The sequence below is a fragment of the Citrobacter sp. CK191 genome (assembly GCF_030333435.1).
GTDB classification, from domain to species: Bacteria; Pseudomonadota; Gammaproteobacteria; order Enterobacterales; family Enterobacteriaceae; genus Citrobacter_B; species Citrobacter_B koseri.
This window is the reverse complement of the sequence record NZ_JAOWFX010000034.1, coordinates 249,167-266,812: the sequence shown is the minus strand read 5'-3', so window position 1 is coordinate 266,812 and position 17,646 is coordinate 249,167. Positions and strand designations below refer to the sequence as shown.

The following is a 17,646-nucleotide window of genomic DNA, read 5'->3' as shown; positions in this document are numbered from 1 at the left end:
ATCCTTACCTGGATAATTATTTTGTAGAACGAGAATGCGACTGAAATAAAATTATTTCCGCTAGCGGGATCATATTACGCTATAATAATACAAAATAATATTTTAAGAAGAATAATAATTCACACTAATTAGTGTTTCATTTAATAAGCATTTTGCGTGATGAACAAAAAGATGAGTACGTCCTGATAATCCAGGACGACAGTTGGCACCACATAAAACAACGCCACCCGAAGGTGGCGTGTTTTTTATCAGCACTGGTCTCTGTCTAACCAGTTACCGCTTTCAATCAGCGTTAACCCTTCGACCGGACGTTGGTACACATACATCCATGCGCTTCCGTACGGTGTCTGGATTAACTGGCGTGCATATTCGCCGCCCCTGGTGCGCAAGGCATCAAGTTCGGCCAGCGTGGCGTTATCAATACGATAAACTTCACCGTGTACCGATCCGTTTCCCGGAACTGCGCCTGGATAGTGGCCCAGGCTATACAACTGGTAGTTATCGATACTGTAATCGCCCAGCAACTGGGCGTTGGTCATCCAGTGGCTGTTGCCCTGTTTGCGTCGTAAACTGCCGTAAACAAATATTCGCATTGCTAAAACTCGAACTGATAGAGCAAATCAAGTGCCTGATCTACGCCAGACACTGCTTCCAGATATAGCTTAGGCATCAGGCGATAACGTAACGTGAGCGTCGCCAAAGAGTCAAATATACCCACACCATATTTCACTTGCAGACCTGGCAGCACATATCCGCTGACCACAACCTGGGATGAGTCGCCCACCCCTTGCGTGTCCAGCGCCAGATTGCTTACGCCAAATGTCTCCCCGATTTTACCCACAACCTGACCACTTTGTGCAACCCCCAGACCAACAAGCATTGAGGTCATCGCCGCACTGTCGCTCTGATCGCTCTCCAGCCCCTGGCCGCGCAGCAGGTAAGACAGCGCCTCCTGCTGGGACATCGCCGGGTCGGAGAAGATTTCCGCTTTCGGCTCATCCGCAGTGCCGGTCACGCGCACCCCGGCAATGACGTCGTTCTCCGTCGATTCAGGATTACGAATCGCCTCGATGTTGAGCAGCGGCTGATCCGGCGGGCCAGAGAACAGCAGTTCCCCCTTACGCACGATCAGATCCTGCCCATACGCATGGAAGCGCCCGTCAGGAATATTGATCTGCCCGTTAAGCCCCAGTCCCTGTTTATCCTGCGCAACTTTCAGGTCGCCGGTCAGACGCGCTTTCAGGCCAAACGCATCCATGCGGACGTTGTTCCCTACGTGGACAATCAGGTTGCTGTTGATCGGAATCGACGCGCTCTGCGGATTTTCAGGCTGTAGATCGTTATTGAGCATGACTTCATCACTGGAGACGCCTACCGCGCTTTCCGGCAGTTCATGCACCACGATACGCGCCCACGGCACATCCACGCGTCCATCCAGCGTGAACAGGCTCGGCGTCGCCTCAAAGACCACATCCGGGGAAACATCCAGCCGCACCATCGGCGGCACGGTGATACGCACGCGACTGCCTTTCGCCGCCACGCGGGCGCGCCAGTTATCTATCTGGCTCCAGTCGGCGTCGCCGCTCAGATTAATTTGCCCCTGCTGTGTGCGCACCACGCCTTGCAGAGTTGAGCGCGTACCGTTGAAATTCATCGCCAGTTGGCTTGGCTGCATATCAAACGGCATAAAGTTGCCATCCACATCCAGGCCGCTCAGCTGTAGCTGACCAAACATCTGTGGGCTTTGCACGTCGCCCCCCAGACGCAGGTTTGCGTTCAACATGCCCGCCGCTTTTTCGCCGCGCGAGAAGACAGGGTTGACCATCGCCAGGTTGAAGTTGCGGATATTGACGTTACCGCCAATATTACGCCGCCCTTGCGGATCGGTTATCTGTACCTGCCCGTCGAACTGACCGTTATTGGTCAGACGGATCATCCAGCCTAACTGCGCCCGGTTATTGTGCAGATCGGCATTCAGGTTCAGCGTGTCGAAAGCCACCGGTAACGGCGCGTCATTGACCCGTTGCGTTACCTTCACGTTACGACCCGACAGCGTGACCTGCCCTTGCGGCAGCCCCTCTTTGGTGGTGTCCCACGCGACATCCGCTTTCCCGCTAAAGACGCCGCTGGCCTGCGTGGCGTCCGGCATAAACGGCTTCAGCATCGCCAGATCGAAACGGTTGAGATTCACCACCGCCCGTCCTTCTGCCCCGGCATCGATTGTTTGCGGTACGCACAGCTCCGCATTCGGGTTCGTCCAGCAGTGCGGCCCGATGCTGATTTTCTGTTCCTGGTTACGGTAATCCAGCGCAATGGCGCGCGTCAGCGACCACGGCCCCACCGGCGTCTGGAAGCGCGTATTGCTGAGCGTGCCTTTCCAGCGCGCTTCTTTACGGTCAAAACTGCCCGCAAGCGCAAGCTGCCCGGAGACCGGCTCGCCCTGAATCCGCAGTTGCAGTTCATGCTGCTTTTCGCTGCCTTTGGCATTCAGGGTGACGAGGTTGATATTGACGTCCGGCTGCGTAATCCGCTCAACGCGAACGTCAAGATTCCCGGCGATCTGGTCGGTGGATTTGATGTCCCCTTCCACACGCACCTGCGCCACCGACAGCTCCTGCCAGCGTAATCCGCGCGCGTTGATATCCGCCAGCAGCTGCGGCGCATCGACCGTACCACGGACTTTCACCAGCCCTTTGGCGGTACCGCCCAGCCCCGGCAGCGCGTTATCCAGATTCGGCGCATCAATTGTGGCATCGAGATTGAGATCCTTAATGCCCAGCTCGCCTTTCACATCAGCGCTATTGCGTCCCAGCTCCAGATGCAGACCCGGAATGACCCACTGCATGTAGCTGTTACCCTTCAGAGAGCCGTTAACATTGACCTTGTTCTGCTTCACGTTACCGATCAGTTTCAGCTCAGGCACATCCATCTGCCAGCTGCCGCCATAGAGGCTTCCCCGGGTTTTGATCAGGCCATTAAGCGTAGAAGGCCAGTCCGGGATCTCTTTCGCCGTGTTGATGCCGTCCAGCGTCAGTTCGCCGCGCCAGCTGATCGCCTGCTGCCAGTCAACCAGCGCTTTCAGCTCGGTTTTCCCTTCCAGCGCCGCCACGGTGAGCTTATCGAGATTGATCTGCTGTTCGTTGCCTTTCGCATCCAGGGTAATGGTGGCGGGCGGAATGTCCTGCCCCTTCACCGCCGTGCGCATCGACAACGTGTAGTCGGTCATCTTGCCGGTAAGTTTGAGTTTGATATCGTCGGCCTGGAACTGCTTGTCGCCGGTAAACGGCCAGTAAACCTGGCGGCTTGCCACTTCAACGTTCAGCGGCAACCCAGCCTCGGCGAGGCGCGTCTGGGCGCGCAGATCCATATCCACCGGCCCGGAGAGGTTAACGCCGATCTCCAGCTGTTCACGTAGCGCGCCGCCTACCTTCAGCTTCACCTTTTCGCCTTTCAGCGGATCGATATTCAGCGTACTGTTGAGGGTAATATCCACCGGCCACGAGTTGGTCAACTGCGCCGTTCCGGTCGCATTGACGGTGCCCTGGTTGGCGTCGATATCCAGCGCATCCAGTTTCATATTGCCGTCGATGCTGCTGACTTTCAGCAGCATGTTGCGCACCGTCAGGTCAGTATCGCCCGTCACGCGCAGCTGTTCGCCCTTAAACTCCTCAATATTAAGGTTGAGCGGCAGATGCACATCGGCCATCTCCGGCAACACGGGCTTTGAGAACAGATCCTTCAGCGTCTCGCCAAGCGGCTTTTCATCCGGTTGGGGATGGTCAATCTTCGGTTCAACCACCTCTTCCTGCGCCACTTCCGCCACTTTTGGCAGCGCGATTAGCAGCCCCTGTAGCGAAGTGGGCTTCAGAGTCAGGGTTTTCTCCTGCCAGTTAAGGCCAGAGGTGAAATCCATCACCGAGACGGTCGTATCATCAATTTTGAGATTGATATTGCTGAGCGCCACGCGTGAAAGCGTGATGGGATACGGCGTGGAAAGATTCAGCGGCCCGCTGTCCTCTTCTTCCTCCACCGGTTCGGAAGGCGGCATTTTTTTGCTGTCGATGGCGACGTTGATGTCCTTCAACGACAGATCGTTAACACACAGGCTGCTGTCCCACAGGCAGCCGAGTTTCACCGCCAGGTGGATTTCACCGGCATTCACCGCCACGCCGGGCTGATCGTAACGAATATTTTTCAGCGACAGGTCACGCCAGCCGCCAGTTACCTGACCGATCTCCAGCCCCGGCACCCAGCGGTTCGCCGCGTTAAAGACCAGATGCAGCCCCGTCGTGGTGCCCACCAGGAACGCCACGGTTCCCAGCAGCAGCAGAATAAAAATCAGTACGCCGAGGCTTATTTTCTTCCATAAACTCATAATTCAGGCCCCAGACCGATGTAAAACTGTAAACCGTGTTCGTCTTTGTCACCAACCGGCACGGCAAAATCGAGCTTGATCGGCCCGACCGGAGACTGCCAACGCACGCCAACCCCGGCGCCGGTTTTAAAGTCGCTCTTACGGATATCGCTGACGGCTTCGCCGCTGTCGACGAACATCGCCCCCCACCATTTTCCGGTCACGTTGTACTGGTATTCCAGCGAGCCCGTCACCAGCTTCGACGCCCCTTTCAGGTTGCCGTCGCTGTCTTCCGGCGAGATAGATTTGTATTTATAACCGCGAATACTGCGATCGCCACCGGCGAAGAAACGCAAATCCGGCGGCACTTTGTCGAAATCGCCGGTCTCAATCCAGCCCAGGTTGCCGCGCATCACGAAGCGATGGCGATCGTACAGCGAGCGAATCCAGACGTTTTGCGCCTGAAATACCGAGAAATCCACGTCCGAACCCCAGGCGGTGTTCGAGTAATCAATGGAGTAACGCTGGGAATCCCCCCACGTCGGCATCAGTCCGCCGCGCGATCGGGTACGGCTGATCATCACGCCCGGATAGAGCAGCATGGTGGTGTTGGTGACGTTACCCTGCGTAAAGTGATCGAGGCTCCAGCGCAGATTGATGGCGCGCTGCCAGCCGCTGGAAAGGTCCCAGTAGCGGGAAACGGCAAGCGTGGAGGAGTCCGCTTCGGTGTCGTTGAGATCGGTGCGCTTAATCCCCCCCTGAACCAGATAGTATTGTTCCAGCGGGTTCTTTAAGAGCGGCATTTTATAGCTGAAATCGACCTGCTGCTCTGGGGCGGAGATACTGGCGCTGGTGGTCAGGCTGTGGCCGTAGGAGTTCATCCACGGTTTTTTCCACGTCGCCTTCACACGCGGCCCGACGTCGGTAGAGTAGCCGACGCCCGTTTCAATGGTGTTTTCAGTACGTGGCGACATGACGCCGTGCAACGGTAATACTTTAGTTTCGCGCGCTTTATCAAATTCAGGCGCGACGACGACCGAGTTAAACCAGCCGGTGGCCGACAGACGGCGGTTCAGTTCCGCCAGGTCTTTCGACTGGTAGTAATCTCCCTCTTTGAACGGGATCAGGTTTTGCAGATACTCGTCGCGAATCTGCGAACCTTCGAAAGTGACCTGGCCAAAGCGATAGCGCTCGCCGCTGTTGTAATCGATATCCCAGAACGCCTGATGACGATCGAGCGACACGCCTAACTGGCTTTTATTAAATTCACTGTCGAAATAGCCTTTACGTAGCGCCACGCTGGTTAATGACTTTTTGAAGCCGTCATAGTCGCCATGATTCAGCACGGTTCCGATGGCCGGACGCGTTTTCAGCAAATCCAGATAATCCCTGTCGGTACGCGCGCCGCCGCGTAAAATCACTTCTGTTCCGCCGATGCGAACCGGTTCGCCTGGCGTCACTTTGGCGAGCAAGACCTGACGCCCCTTCTCCGGCGGCGGGCGCAGCTCAAAATCAATGGTCGGCTCGTAGTAGCCCAGCGCTTTTAACCCTTCGCGGATGGCATCATCAACGCGCGCGCGAAAACGCCGGTCCGGCGTCACTTCATCACTTTGAATCGTAGACAACTGCGCACGAACGTTTTTTTCCAGCTCGCCCGATAACCCCTCGACCTGTAAACGGACGTTTGCGGCTACGGCAGAACCGCTTAAGCACAGTAAGCTAACCCAGCATAACTGACGGATATATGGCACGTTTTCTCCTGAATATCCCTTATTCCCACCCCTGGAAGGAAATCACAATGCCGCTCCACGGCTTAACAAAAACCCAACAACCGGGATTGAAAAACAGACGACAACCCAAATATTTCTTATGTTTACTCTAGACGCATTCACTGTAACTATTGTGTGCAAAGACGCGTCTCGTTACAACCTTAACCCCAATTACTGATTTCGGGAGAATGGCCCATGAGTTTATTTGATAAAAAGCATCTTGTTTCACAAGCAGATGCCCTACCTGGACGCAATACCCCGATGCCAGTGGCAACTTTACATGCGGTAAACGGACACTCAATGACAAACGTGCCCGAAGGGATGGAAATTGCCCTCTTCGCCATGGGTTGCTTCTGGGGCGTCGAGCGTTTGTTCTGGCAATTACCTGGCGTTTACAGCACCGCAGCGGGATACACCGGCGGCTACACGCCAAACCCAACCTACCGGGAAGTCTGCTCCGGGCAAACCGGCCACGCCGAAGCGGTACGCGTCGTCTACGATCCGCAGGTTATCAGCTATGAACAATTGTTGCAGGTCTTCTGGGAAAATCACGATCCGGCGCAAGGTATGCAGCAGGGCAACGATCACGGAACGCAGTACCGCTCGGCGATTTATCCGTTAACGCCAGAGCAGAACGCCGCCGCACATGCCAGCCTGGCGCGTTTCCAGAGCGCGATGACTGCGGCAAACGACGATCGCCACATCACCACCGAGATCAACACCGCCACCCCGTTTTACTATGCCGAGGACGATCACCAGCAGTATCTGCACAAGAATCCGTATGGCTATTGCGGCATTGGCGGGATCGGCGTGTGCTTACCGCCGCAAGGTTAATTCAGCGCCTCTGGCGGCTTTACAGTTCCTTACGCTATACTAGCGACTGAAATTACCGGCCCACATCCTTCGGGCCGGTTTTCAATGTGTATATCACACGGATTTATCAACTTCCCCTTCCGAGGATCTGACCTGAACGGTCGGATAAGATATGTTAAACAGTATTTTAATTATACTCTGCCTGATCGCTGTGAGTGCGTTCTTCTCGATATCCGAGATCTCGCTTGCCGCTTCACGAAAGATAAAACTCAAGTTGCTGGCTGATGAAGGCAACATCAATGCGCAACGCATCCTGAAAATGCAGGAAAACCCCGGGACGTTTTTTACCGTGGTGCAAATTGGCCTTAACGCTGTCGCCATTCTGGGCGGTATCGTCGGCGATGCCGCATTCTCTCCGGCCTTTCATTCGTTGTTCTCGAACTATATGTCGCCAGAACTCTCCGAGCAGTTAAGCTTCGTGCTCTCCTTCTCGTTAGTTACCGGTATGTTCATCCTGTTCGCCGATTTAACCCCGAAACGCATCGGTATGATTGCGCCAGAAGCCGTGGCTTTGCGTATCATCAACCCGATGCGCTTCTGCCTGTTCGTTTTCCGCCCCTTAGTGTGGTTCTTCAACGGCCTGGCAAACAGCATTTTCCGCCTGTTTAAAATCCCGATGGTGCGTAAAGACGATATCACCTCGGACGATATTTACGCCGTCGTGGAAGCCGGGGCGCTTGCTGGCGTGCTGCGTAAGCAGGAACACGAGCTGATTGAAAACGTGTTTGAGCTGGAATCGCGTACCGTGCCGTCTTCCATGACATCGCGTGAAAACATCATCTGGTTCGATCTGCACGAAGATGAGCAAAGCCTGAAAAATAAAGTCGCGGAGCATCCGCACTCAAAATTCCTGGTGTGTAATGAAGATATCGATCACATCATCGGCTACGTTGATTCTAAAGATCTGCTCAACCGCGTTCTGGCAAACCAGAGTATGGCGCTTAACAGCGGCGTGCAGATCCGCAACACATTAATCGTGCCGGACACCCTGACCCTCTCTGAAGCGCTGGAAAGCTTTAAGACGGCGGGGGAAGACTTCGCGGTGATCATGAACGAATACGCGCTGGTGGTCGGGATTATCACGCTGAACGACGTGATGACCACGCTGATGGGCGACCTGGTCGGTCAGGGTCTGGAAGAACAAATCGTGGCGCGCGATGAAAACTCCTGGCTGATCGACGGCGGAACGCCGATTGACGACGTCATGCGCGTGCTGGATATCGACGAGTTCCCGCAGTCCGGCAACTACGAGACCATCGGCGGCTTTATGATGTTTATGCTGCGTAAAATCCCGAAACGCACCGACTCGGTGAAGTTCTCGGGCTATAAATTTGAGGTGGTGGATATCGACAACTACCGTATCGATCAGCTACTGGTAACGCGCCTCGACACCAAAACCAGCATCCTGGTCCCTAAACTGCCGGATAGCAAAGAGAAAGAAGAAGGCCCGGCATAAATGCCCGGCCCTGGAAACATCAACGGCTCCCATTGGGAGCCGTTTTTTTATACTACTTTAAACTACTGCATAGCACTTTGGTTAAGCCATCTCAGTTTGCAGACGCAGAACCTGACGGTTAACTTCGGACATCACAGACAAATGCTGCTTATCCTTCACTTTTGGGATAAGAATCTTGCCCTTATCAAACTCAAAAGCGCCAACGTCCTTGATATATAACCGTCCACGGAACAGGATCTTCACGTACTTCGCCACCTGTAGCGGGTTGTACCGTTGGAAAATTTTCATTGTTATCTCCTGCTGAGCGTTACGCCTTTGCGGTGCCACATTCGGCCCAGCTGTTCTAAGGCGCAAATTTTAATGCCATATGACTATAGACTATCTCTACGATGTTTCCAGTGTGTATAAGTTTATTTACCTTTTCATTACAGTTATTCAGAATTATCTATTCACCGATTCGCTGTCTTCAGTATAAGTCTTCATTTTTCGCAGGATTTGTGCGCCCGTCCGCAAACTGGCATCACGCTTGCGGGAAAAAGCATCATTCGCACATATGATTAAACCTCAGACCCAAGTGGTCGGATCACCTGCAAAAAATAAAGAAGGAAACCCCATGACCTTACGTAAACTGCTGGCGCTGTCGTGCCTGTTACTGCCGATGATGGCCTCCGCGCATAACTTTGAAACCCATCAGCGCGTATCGCCGATTGGGATCGCCGATCGCGGCGAACTGATTCTTGATAACAACAAGTTTAGCTACAAAAGCTGGAATAGCGCGCAGCTCCCCGGGAAAGTTCGGGTGTTGCAGCACATCGCCGGACGAACGTCAGCGAAAGAGAAAAACGCCGCGCTGATAGAAGCGATTAAATCCGCGAATCTCCCGCATGACCGCTACCAGACGACTACTATCGTCAATACCGACGACGCGATTCCAGGCACCAGCATGTTTGTGCGCAGCAGCATCGAGAGCAATAAAAAACTCTATCCGTGGTCACAATTTATTGTCGACAGCAATGGCGTGGCGCGTAAGGCATGGCAGCTTGAAGAAGAGAGCTCCGCCATTGTGGTGCTCGATAAAGACGGGCGTATTCAGTATGCCAAAGACGGCGGGTTAAGCCCGGCAGAGGTGCAGCAGGTGATCGCCCTGCTGCATAAGTTGCTGAATAATTAATATATAGAGACCCGGAAGCCGGGGTTAAGGAACGATTCACGCGGGGTATAGTCCAGGGGTTTCCCCTGCCAGTTGTGAACGTGCGCCCCGGCCGCAGCGGCAACGGCATGGCCTGCGGCAGTGTCCCAGACGCAGGTCGGCCCAAAGCGCGGATACAGCTGCGCCTGCCCTTCCGCCACCAGACAAAACTTCAGCGATGAGCCGATGGAGGTCGTCTGATGCTCGCCCAGCTGTTGCAGGTACTCTTGCAACTCGTTGTCGGCATGGGAGCGGCTAATCACCACCAGCGGCGGTCGCGCGTCGCGCACCTGAATCCGTTTACGCACGCCGCACTCTTCTTTCCAGGCTTTTCCTTCCGCAGCGCTGTACATCACTTTCATGACGGGCGCGTAGACCACGCCCAGAACCGGTTTGCCTTTATCAATCAGCGCAATATTGACGGTAAACTCGCCGTTACGTTTGATGAACTCTTTGGTGCCGTCTAACGGGTCAACCAGCCAGTAGCGCTGCCAGTGCTGGCGCACATCCCAGGAGGGCGGATCTTCTTCCGACAAAACCGGGATATCCGGCGTCAGCGCCTGTAACCCTTCCAGTATCACCGCGTGGGCGGCAATATCCGCCGCAGTAACCGGAGAATCATCCTGCTTGTTGGTGATTTCAATCGGTTTGATTCCATCGTAGACCTGCATAATGGCATCGCCCGCATTCCGTGCAAGCTGGCATACATGTTCTAGCATTCTCCACCTCGTTTATGGCAGTGGCGTTTAACTCTTTGTTTTACTTATACCCCATCGTAAATGAATCCGCCATCTGTGATAGCGATTGCGGTTTTAATGGCTGAATTCATGTCATGATTCACAGTTCTGTAAGCAACAAGACTTATATACATTTTCTTTTGTGTTTCAGATCTAAAAAAGGATGCCCCTGATGATTAAGTTTAGCGCAACGCTCCTGGCCACGCTGCTCGCCGCCAGCGTGAATGCGGCGACCGTCGATCTTCGGATTATGGAAACCACTGATTTGCATAGCAACATGATGGATTTCGATTATTACAAAGATACAGCGACCGAAAAATTCGGACTGGTACGCACAGCAAGTTTAATTAACGCCGCCAGAAATGAAGTCAAAAATAGCGTGCTGGTCGATAACGGCGATCTTATTCAGGGGAGTCCGCTGGGCGATTACATGGCGGCAAAGGGGCTGAAAGCTGGTGATATTCACCCTGTCTACAAGGCGTTGAATACGCTGGATTATGCGGTCGGCAACCTCGGTAACCATGAATTTAACTACGGTCTGGACTATCTGCATAAGGCGCTGGCGGGCGCGAAGTTCCCTTACGTGAATGCCAATATCATCGACGTTAAGACCAAAAAGCCGCTGTTTACGCCTTATCTGATCAAAGAGACTGACGTGGTCGATAAAGAGGGCAACACGCAGACGCTGAAAATTGGCTATATCGGTTTTGTCCCTCCGCAGATTATGACCTGGGATAAAGCCAACCTGAGCGGCAAAGTCACCGTCAACGACATTACCGAAACCGCTCGTCAGTATGTGCCGGAGATGCGCGCCAACGGCGCCGACGTTGTGGTGGTGATTGCCCACTCCGGGCTTTCTGCCGATCCGTACCAGACGATGGCGGAAAACTCCGTGTATTACCTGAGCGAAGTCCCCGGCGTTGACGCCATCATGTTCGGCCATGCGCACGCGGTCTTCCCTTCCAAAGATTTTGCCGATATCAACGGCGCGGATATCGCAAAAGGTACGCTTAACGGAGTACCGGCGGTCATGCCGGGTATGTGGGGCGATCATCTGGGCGTGGTGGATCTGGTGCTCAACAACGACAGCGGCAAATGGCAGGTGACCGGTGCGAAAGCCGAAGCGCGGCCCATTTACGATGCCGCCGCGAAAAAATCGCTGGCCACAGAAGATAAAAAACTGGTGGGAATCCTGAAAGCCGACCACGATGCCACCCGCGAGTTCGTTAGCAAACCGATCGGTAAGTCCGCCGATAACATGTACAGCTACCTGGCGCTGGTGCAGGACGATCCTACCGTGCAGGTGGTGAACAACGCGCAGAAAGCGTATGTCGAACACTTTATTCAGGGCGACCCGGATCTGGCGAAACTGCCGGTGCTCTCTGCCGCTGCGCCGTTTAAAGTCGGTGGACGTAAAAACGATCCTGCCAGCTTTGTTGAAGTGGAAAAAGGTCAGCTTACCTTCCGCAACGCCGCCGATCTTTACCTCTATCCGAACACGCTGGTCGTCGTAAAAGCCAGCGGCAAAGAGGTGAAAGAGTGGCTGGAATGTTCCGCCGGGCAATTCAATCAGATTGATGTCCACAGCAGTAAACCGCAGTCATTGATCAACTGGGACGGTTTTCGCACCTATAACTTTGATGTGATTGACGGCGTGGAGTATCAGATTGATGTGTCACAGCCTGCGCGCTACGACGGCGAATGCCAGACGGTAAATCCGCAAGCGGAACGTATTAAAAATCTGACCTTCAACGGCAAGCCTGTCGATCCGAACGCTATGTTCCTGGTCGCGACCAATAACTATCGTGCCTACGGCGGCAAATTTGCCGGTACGGGCGACAGTCACATCGCTTTTGCATCACCGGATGAGAACCGCTCCGTGCTGGCGGCGTGGATTGGCGCGGAGTCGAAGCGTGCGGGGGAAATCCACCCGGCGGCGGACAACAACTGGCGTCTGGCGACAGTTCACAGCGACACGAAACTGGATATCCGCTTCGAAACCTCGCCGTCCGATAAGGCTGCCGCGTTTATCAAAGAGAAGGGACAATATCCGATGAATAAAGTCGCTACCGATGACATCGGTTTTGCGATTTATCAGCTGGATTTGAGTAAGTAAAACCACGCCGGGTGGCGGCTTCGCCTTACCCGGCCTACGCGATCGACATGCCGTAGGCCAGATAAGCGCAGCGCCATCCGGCAAGCCGTTATGCCGCTCGCTCTTTCCGCTGTGCCAGCACCTGCGGCAAATTGAGTTCGATCCAGTCTGCCAGCGCGGCGACCTTCTCACTCACCTGTTCACCCAGCGTCGTCAGACTGTACTCCACATGCGGCGGCACCACCGGGTACGACACCCGATGAATAAATCCATCCTGCTCCAGCGCCTGTAATGACTGCGCCAGCATTTTTTCACTCACGCCGCCCATCTTGCGGCGTAAATCGCTGAAGCGGTGCGTTCCATCACGCAGTGCCACGAGAATTAATACGCCCCAGCGGCTGGTGACATGCTTTAACACCTCGCGAGAAGGACACTGCTCGGCAAACAAATTGCCATCGCGAAGCTGCTGAGAAAGCGTCGGGTTCGTCATCTTTACACTTACCTTTTTGTACGTACTTACTAAAAGTAAGTTTAAGTGCTAGCTTAATGAAACACAAGACGAACACAGGGAGATCCCCCATGATTGCAATTACCGGCGCGACCGGCCAACTGGGCCAACACGTTATCGATACCTTACTGAAAACCGTTCCTGCCAGCCAGATTGTGGCGATTGTCCGTAACCCCGCGAAAGCTGACGCGCTAACCCGACTGGGCGTTACCGTACGCCAGGCGGACTACAGCGACGAAGCCGCGTTCACGGCAGCGTTGCAGGGCATCGACAGATTGCTACTGATCTCATCAAGCGAAGTCGGGCAACGTGCCGCTCAGCACCGCAACGTGATTAACGCGGCAATAGCCGCAAACGTGAAATTCATTGCCTATACCAGCCTGCTGCACGCAGACCGTTCCCCGCTGGGCCTGCATGTTGAACATGTGGAAACCGAAAAAATGCTGGCGGATTCAGGCATTCCTTACGCCCTGCTGCGCAACGGCTGGTACACCGAAAATTACCTGGCGAGCGCGCCAGCGGCCCTGGAGCACGGCGTCTTTATCGGCGCGGCCGGAGAAGGCAAAATCGCCTCTGCAACCCGTGCCGATTACGCTGCCGCAGCCGCTCGCGTCATCAGCGAAGAAGGCCATGCCGGTAAAGTGTATGAACTGGCAGGCGACGAAGGCTGGACGCTGAGCCAGTTAGCCGCCGAACTGGCAAAACAGAGCGGGAAAAAGGTCGTCTATCAGAACCTGAGTGAAGCCGATTTCGCCGCCGCGCTGAAAGGCGTGGGCCTGCCAGCGGGTCTGGCGGATATGCTGGCTGATTCTGACGCGGGCGCCGCAAAAGGCGGTCTGTTTGACGACAGCCATACTCTGAGCGCCCTGATCGGTCGCCCGACAACCTCACTGGCGGAAAGCGTCAAAAGCATCCTGTAAGTGTTAAAAACAGGTTAATTGTTGTGGCATCCCTGCTGGCCATCTCTGATAATGAACAGATGGCTTTCAGGGAGAGACAACGTGCAAGGCGTACCCGAACAGTTTAGCGATGAGAAAGACAGCGCCCGCTTTCGCCATCTGGCGCAGGTGCCGGGGGTTGAGCTGTATCATGCGCATATCTCGCGTTACGCTTTCGAGCCTCACACCCACGAAGCCTTCGGTATCGGCGCGATTGAAGCCGGCGCCGAACGCTTTCGCTATCGCGGCACGCAGTACGTTGCCCCCGTTCACTCCGTTGTCACCATGAATCCCGATGAACTGCATACCGGCGAAGCGGAAACCGCCGACGGCTGGCGCTATCGGATGATTTATCTCGATCCCGATCTGCTGGAAGAGGTGACCGGGGTTCGTCACTGGTGGTTTCATGAGGTCACGCGCCACGATCCGCTGCGCTCACGCCAGATCTGCACGCTGATCCACGGCCTGTGGCATACCGACGATCCGCTGGCGCAAAAAGGGCTGCTGCTCGATCTGATCGACACCTTCCAGCCGCTGGCGCGCCATGCGCCGGAAGTGCGGGAAGGCGGGCATCGCTTTGAGCGCGTGCGGGACTACCTGCACGACAACTACATGCATCCGGTCACGCTTGACGAACTGGCGCGGGTCGCCTCATTAAGCCCTTGGCATTTTCAGCGTCAGTTCAAGGCCCATTTCCACGTTACGCCGCACCAAATGCTGATGGCGATCCGTCTGTGGCGGGCAAAGGCGTTTCTCACACTCGGGATGCCCGCAGCGGATGTGGCGGCCGCCACCGGGCTAACCGATCAATCTCATCTCACGCGCGCCTTTACCCATCGCTACGGCATTACGCCAGTGCGTTATCAAAAACAGGTTTATCCGCGCTAATGCGCAATCTCATACAATACTGGCGCATTTCTCCTGCCTACACTTTTCGCAATGTGAAACGATGTGGATATCAACGATGATTAGCGGCGTGTTGTATGCCCTGCTGGCAGGGTTAATGTGGGGACTGATTTTTGTCGGACCGTTGATCGTACCGGAGTATCCGGCGGTATTGCAGTCGATGGGGCGCTATCTGGCGCTGGGGTTAATTGCTGTGCCCCTGGCGTGGCTGGGGCGTGCGCGCCTGCGCCAGTTGACGCGCAAAGACTGGATAACCGCACTCGCGCTGACGATGATGGGCAATCTGATCTATTACGTCTGCCTGGCGAGCGCTATCCAGCGCACGGGAGCCCCCGTTTCCACCATGATCATCGGCACGTTGCCGGTGGTGATCCCGGTGTTTGCCAACCTGCTCTACAGCCAGCGAGATGGTAAGTTATCCTGGCGGCGTCTGGCGCCTGCGCTGGCGCTCATCGGCGTTGGCCTGCTGTGCGTCAATATTGCGGAGCTGAATCAGGGGCTGCCGGAGTTTAGCGGCTGGCGCTACGGTTCAGGTATCGCGCTGGCGCTGGTTTCCGTTGTGTGCTGGGCATGGTACGCGTTGCGTAATGCCCGCTGGCTGCGGGAAAACCCGGATAAACATCCGATGATGTGGGCAACAGCACAGGCGCTAGTGACGCTTCCCGTTTCGCTGCTGGGTTATGTCGCGGCCTGCATCTGGTTGGGTAAGCAGATGCCCGGCTTTCCTCTCCCCTTTGGCCCCCGGCCGGATGTCTTTGTCGCCCTGATGGTCGCCATTGCCGTGCTCTGTTCATGGGTGGGGGCGCTATGCTGGAACGTCGCCAGTCAAAAGCTGCCGACGGTGATTCTGGGGCCCTTGATCGTGTTCGAAACGCTGGCTGGCCTGTTGTACACCTTTATACTGCGCCAGGAATTTCCACCGCTGCTGACGGTAAGCGGCATTGCGCTGCTGATTGTTGGGGTGGTGATAGCCGTCAGAGCCAGGCCGCAGAAACCCGGCGTCGTCGTGGTTTCACAATCATAATGTGCCGGATGGCGCTGCGCTAATCCGGCCTACAAGATATTATCCTGTAGGCCGGAGCAGAGATTAAACTTTAAACACTGCTACCGTCTGGGTCAGACGTGCCGCCTGCTCTTCAAGCGCTACGGCGGCAGTCGCCGACTCTTCCACCAGCGCGGCGTTCTGCTGCGTCACGCGATCCATCTCCGCCACCGCCAGGCCAACCTGGTCAATGCCGCGACTTTGTTCATCAGATGCAGAGGCAATCTCCCCCATGATGTCGGTCACGCGCGTTACCGCACTGACAATTTCCGCCATCGTTTCCCCCGCTTCATGCACCAGCGCGGAACCCGCGCTGACCCGATTACCGGAGTCATCAATCAGCGTTTTGATCTCTTTCGCCGCCTGCGCGCTACGCTGCGCCAGCGTGCGCACCTCGCCAGCGACCACCGCAAAGCCACGGCCCTGTTCGCCCGCGCGAGCGGCTTCCACCGCCGCGTTCAGCGCCAGGATATTGGTCTGGAATGCGATACCGTCGATAACGCTGGTGATCTGCGCGATTTTGCTGGAGCTGGTGGCAATTTCATCCATCGTGCGCACAACGCCGTCCACTACGTTGCCGCCCTTCTGCGCCGTCTCAGAGGCATTTTTTGCCAGGCTGGACGCCTGACGTGCGTTGTCGGCGTTCTGTCTCACGGTTGCGGTGAGTTGTTCCATACTGGCGGCAGTCTCTTCCAGCGATGCGGCCTGCTGTTCAGTACGCGAAGAGAGATCGCTACTGCCTGTCGCAATTTCACCCGCACCGGTATAGATCGTGTCAGCGCCTTCACGTACCACGCTGACCGTGTTCGCCAGCGCCTGCTGCATCTCATGTACGTTATGCGCCAGCAGCGCCATTTCATTACTGCCTTCGGTATGGATATTGCGCGTCAGGTCGCCTGCCGCAATATGGCGGATATGTTCCATAACATCATGTAACGGTTTAAGTAAGACACGCTGCATTGCCAGCCAGCTAATCACGATCACCGCGACAACCGCCAGCATAACGGCCGCCAGAATCCACAGAATGCGCTGGTAGTCCTGTTCATTTTGTTGAATGCCCGCGTTCGTCAGTTCGGCCTGCGCGGCACGCCATTCCAGGTACACGTCCTGCATCGCCGTCTGTTTTTGTTCCGCATTCTGTTTGAACATCTCTTCCAGTTGTCCTGCGGCAAGGAAGGTATTCATTTTCGCCAGCGTCGCGGAGTAGATGCCGTACTGCTCTTCCAGACGGTCGGCCAGGTGTTCATCCAGCCCCGGCGTTTCTGGCAGCGCGTAGTATTTATCGTAATGACGCTGCGCATCAGCCAGCAGGGCATTCGCCGTCTTCACCAGTTCATTTAGCTGACCGCCGTTGATCTCATTAGCCATGCTGCTTTGCAGGCGCAACATGCCGCGGTTAAGCGTGACGCGCGCCTGGTTCAGGCTGATCCAGGCATCGGTAAACTCCGCGACGTTCTGGCTGGAACGCTGCGATACGGTAAAATTTTGCTTATCGTTATTGAGCGCGCTGATAAAAACGCCCGCCGAAATAAGCTGCATCGCGCCGAGGGCGAGTAATACGATAATCAGTAAGGTTATAACTTTGATTCGTTTGAACATTTGTTGCCTTTTACTATGCAGGTATTGTCAGAGGTCTAACTATCGGCAGTGCCGCCGGCATATTTAATTTTGCCCGGCGGCTTGCCGCGCGTATTCCTGTCCTTTTCAATAAGATTCAGCACGTTAAGGTACAAATATTTTTTGTGATGGTCATCACATTTTATTCTGACCCGAAAGGGT

14 protein-coding genes are annotated in these 17,646 nt (G+C 55.2%); 7 read left to right on the top strand and 7 right to left on the bottom strand.

The annotated features are described in order from the left end of the window. Positions 1-248: 248 nt before the first annotated feature. From OGV82_RS20985 to tamA, 3 genes are read right to left on the bottom strand one after another with little or no spacing between them, the layout of a single operon-like run. Complete coding sequence (locus OGV82_RS20985) at positions 249-593, bottom strand: gamma-glutamylcyclotransferase family protein (protein ID WP_012134386.1); 345 nt, start codon at positions 591-593, stop codon at positions 249-251. A 2-nt stretch (positions 594-595) separates the two neighbouring features. Then, positions 596-4,375, bottom strand: a complete 3,780-nt coding sequence (gene tamB, locus OGV82_RS20980) for an autotransporter assembly complex protein TamB (RefSeq protein WP_101744261.1) — start codon at positions 4,373-4,375, stop codon at positions 596-598. Beyond that, the gene (gene tamA, locus OGV82_RS20975; RefSeq protein WP_012134388.1) at positions 4,372-6,105 is read right to left on the bottom strand and encodes an autotransporter assembly complex protein TamA; all 1,734 of its coding nucleotides are present in this window, start codon (positions 6,103-6,105) and stop codon (positions 4,372-4,374) included. Before tamA ends, tamB begins: the two co-directional genes overlap by 4 nt. A 213-nt stretch (positions 6,106-6,318) precedes the next feature. On the opposite strand from tamA, the gene msrA reads away from it, so the two are divergent. Next, the gene (msrA, locus tag OGV82_RS20970) at positions 6,319-6,957 is read left to right on the top strand and encodes a peptide-methionine (S)-S-oxide reductase MsrA (protein ID WP_024130782.1); all 639 of its coding nucleotides are present in this window, start codon (positions 6,319-6,321) and stop codon (positions 6,955-6,957) included. Between the two features lie 151 nt (positions 6,958-7,108). Then, entirely contained in the window at positions 7,109-8,452 is a 1,344-nt protein-coding gene (paeA, locus tag OGV82_RS20965) for a polyamine export protein PaeA (protein ID WP_012134390.1), read from the top strand. A gap of 81 nt (positions 8,453-8,533) precedes the next feature. Here the strand turns inward: paeA and OGV82_RS20960 are convergent, their stop codons facing one another. Next, complete coding sequence (locus tag OGV82_RS20960; RefSeq protein ID WP_004857160.1) at positions 8,534-8,740, bottom strand: DUF1107 domain-containing protein; 207 nt, start codon at positions 8,738-8,740, stop codon at positions 8,534-8,536. 325 nt (positions 8,741-9,065) lie between these two features. Here OGV82_RS20960 and OGV82_RS20955 point away from each other — a divergent pair, with 325 nt between their 5' ends. Continuing rightward, a complete protein-coding gene (locus OGV82_RS20955; RefSeq protein ID WP_024130783.1) occupies positions 9,066-9,623 on the top strand; it encodes a YtfJ family protein in 558 nt (185 codons plus the stop codon). Here OGV82_RS20955 and cysQ read toward each other — a convergent pair. Continuing rightward, complete coding sequence (gene cysQ, locus OGV82_RS20950) at positions 9,620-10,360, bottom strand: 3'(2'),5'-bisphosphate nucleotidase CysQ (RefSeq protein WP_047459424.1); 741 nt, start codon at positions 10,358-10,360, stop codon at positions 9,620-9,622. The genes OGV82_RS20955 and cysQ overlap by 4 nt on opposite strands. A 190-nt stretch (positions 10,361-10,550) precedes the next feature. On the opposite strand from cysQ, the gene OGV82_RS20945 reads away from it, so the two are divergent. Continuing rightward, the gene (locus OGV82_RS20945; RefSeq protein ID WP_286462834.1) at positions 10,551-12,494 is read left to right on the top strand and encodes a bifunctional 2',3'-cyclic-nucleotide 2'-phosphodiesterase/3'-nucleotidase; all 1,944 of its coding nucleotides are present in this window, start codon (positions 10,551-10,553) and stop codon (positions 12,492-12,494) included. An 88-nt stretch (positions 12,495-12,582) separates the two neighbouring features. Here the strand turns inward: OGV82_RS20945 and OGV82_RS20940 are convergent, their stop codons facing one another. Beyond that, positions 12,583-12,963, bottom strand: a complete 381-nt coding sequence (locus tag OGV82_RS20940; RefSeq protein ID WP_012134394.1) for a winged helix-turn-helix transcriptional regulator — start codon at positions 12,961-12,963, stop codon at positions 12,583-12,585. An 89-nt stretch (positions 12,964-13,052) separates the two neighbouring features. Between OGV82_RS20940 and OGV82_RS20935 the strand changes: the two genes are divergently transcribed. The 3 genes from OGV82_RS20935 (at position 13,053) to OGV82_RS20925 (ending at position 15,849) form a co-directional block, all read left to right on the top strand. Further along, a complete protein-coding gene (locus OGV82_RS20935) occupies positions 13,053-13,901 on the top strand; it encodes an SDR family oxidoreductase (RefSeq protein WP_047459429.1) in 849 nt (282 codons plus the stop codon). 81 nt (positions 13,902-13,982) lie between these two features. Next, a complete protein-coding gene (locus OGV82_RS20930) occupies positions 13,983-14,807 on the top strand; it encodes an AraC family transcriptional regulator (RefSeq protein WP_047459432.1) in 825 nt (274 codons plus the stop codon). 76 nt (positions 14,808-14,883) lie between these two features. Beyond that, positions 14,884-15,849: a DMT family transporter gene (locus OGV82_RS20925; RefSeq protein ID WP_047459435.1), complete on the top strand. Its 966-nt coding sequence runs from the start codon at positions 14,884-14,886 to the stop codon at positions 15,847-15,849. A 63-nt stretch (positions 15,850-15,912) separates the two neighbouring features. Here OGV82_RS20925 and OGV82_RS20920 read toward each other — a convergent pair whose 3' ends face one another. Beyond that, positions 15,913-17,466 carry a methyl-accepting chemotaxis protein gene (locus OGV82_RS20920; RefSeq protein WP_012134399.1) on the bottom strand — a complete coding sequence of 518 codons (1,554 nt, stop codon included), beginning with the start codon at positions 17,464-17,466 and terminating at the stop codon, positions 15,913-15,915. Between the last annotated feature and the right edge of the window lie 180 nt (positions 17,467-17,646).

Excerpts from the sequence above, each read along its gene's own strand:
- OGV82_RS20985 (WP_012134386.1), bottom strand. The coding sequence starts at position 593 with ATGCGAATATTTGTTTACGGCAGTTTACGACGCAAACAGGGCAACAGC.
- tamB (WP_101744261.1), bottom strand. The coding sequence starts at position 4,375 with ATGAGTTTATGGAAGAAAATAAGCCTCGGCGTACTGATTTTTATTCTG.
- msrA (WP_024130782.1), top strand. The coding sequence starts at position 6,319 with ATGAGTTTATTTGATAAAAAGCATCTTGTTTCACAAGCAGATGCCCTA.
- paeA (WP_012134390.1), top strand. The coding sequence starts at position 7,109 with ATGTTAAACAGTATTTTAATTATACTCTGCCTGATCGCTGTGAGTGCG.
- OGV82_RS20960 (WP_004857160.1), bottom strand. The coding sequence starts at position 8,740 with ATGAAAATTTTCCAACGGTACAACCCGCTACAGGTGGCGAAGTACGTG.
- OGV82_RS20955 (WP_024130783.1), top strand. The coding sequence starts at position 9,066 with ATGACCTTACGTAAACTGCTGGCGCTGTCGTGCCTGTTACTGCCGATG.
- cysQ (WP_047459424.1), bottom strand. The coding sequence starts at position 10,360 with ATGCTAGAACATGTATGCCAGCTTGCACGGAATGCGGGCGATGCCATT.
- OGV82_RS20945 (WP_286462834.1), top strand. The coding sequence starts at position 10,551 with ATGATTAAGTTTAGCGCAACGCTCCTGGCCACGCTGCTCGCCGCCAGC.
- OGV82_RS20940 (WP_012134394.1), bottom strand. The coding sequence starts at position 12,963 with ATGACGAACCCGACGCTTTCTCAGCAGCTTCGCGATGGCAATTTGTTT.
- OGV82_RS20935 (WP_047459429.1), top strand. The coding sequence starts at position 13,053 with ATGATTGCAATTACCGGCGCGACCGGCCAACTGGGCCAACACGTTATC.
- OGV82_RS20925 (WP_047459435.1), top strand. The coding sequence starts at position 14,884 with ATGATTAGCGGCGTGTTGTATGCCCTGCTGGCAGGGTTAATGTGGGGA.
- OGV82_RS20920 (WP_012134399.1), bottom strand. The coding sequence starts at position 17,466 with ATGTTCAAACGAATCAAAGTTATAACCTTACTGATTATCGTATTACTC.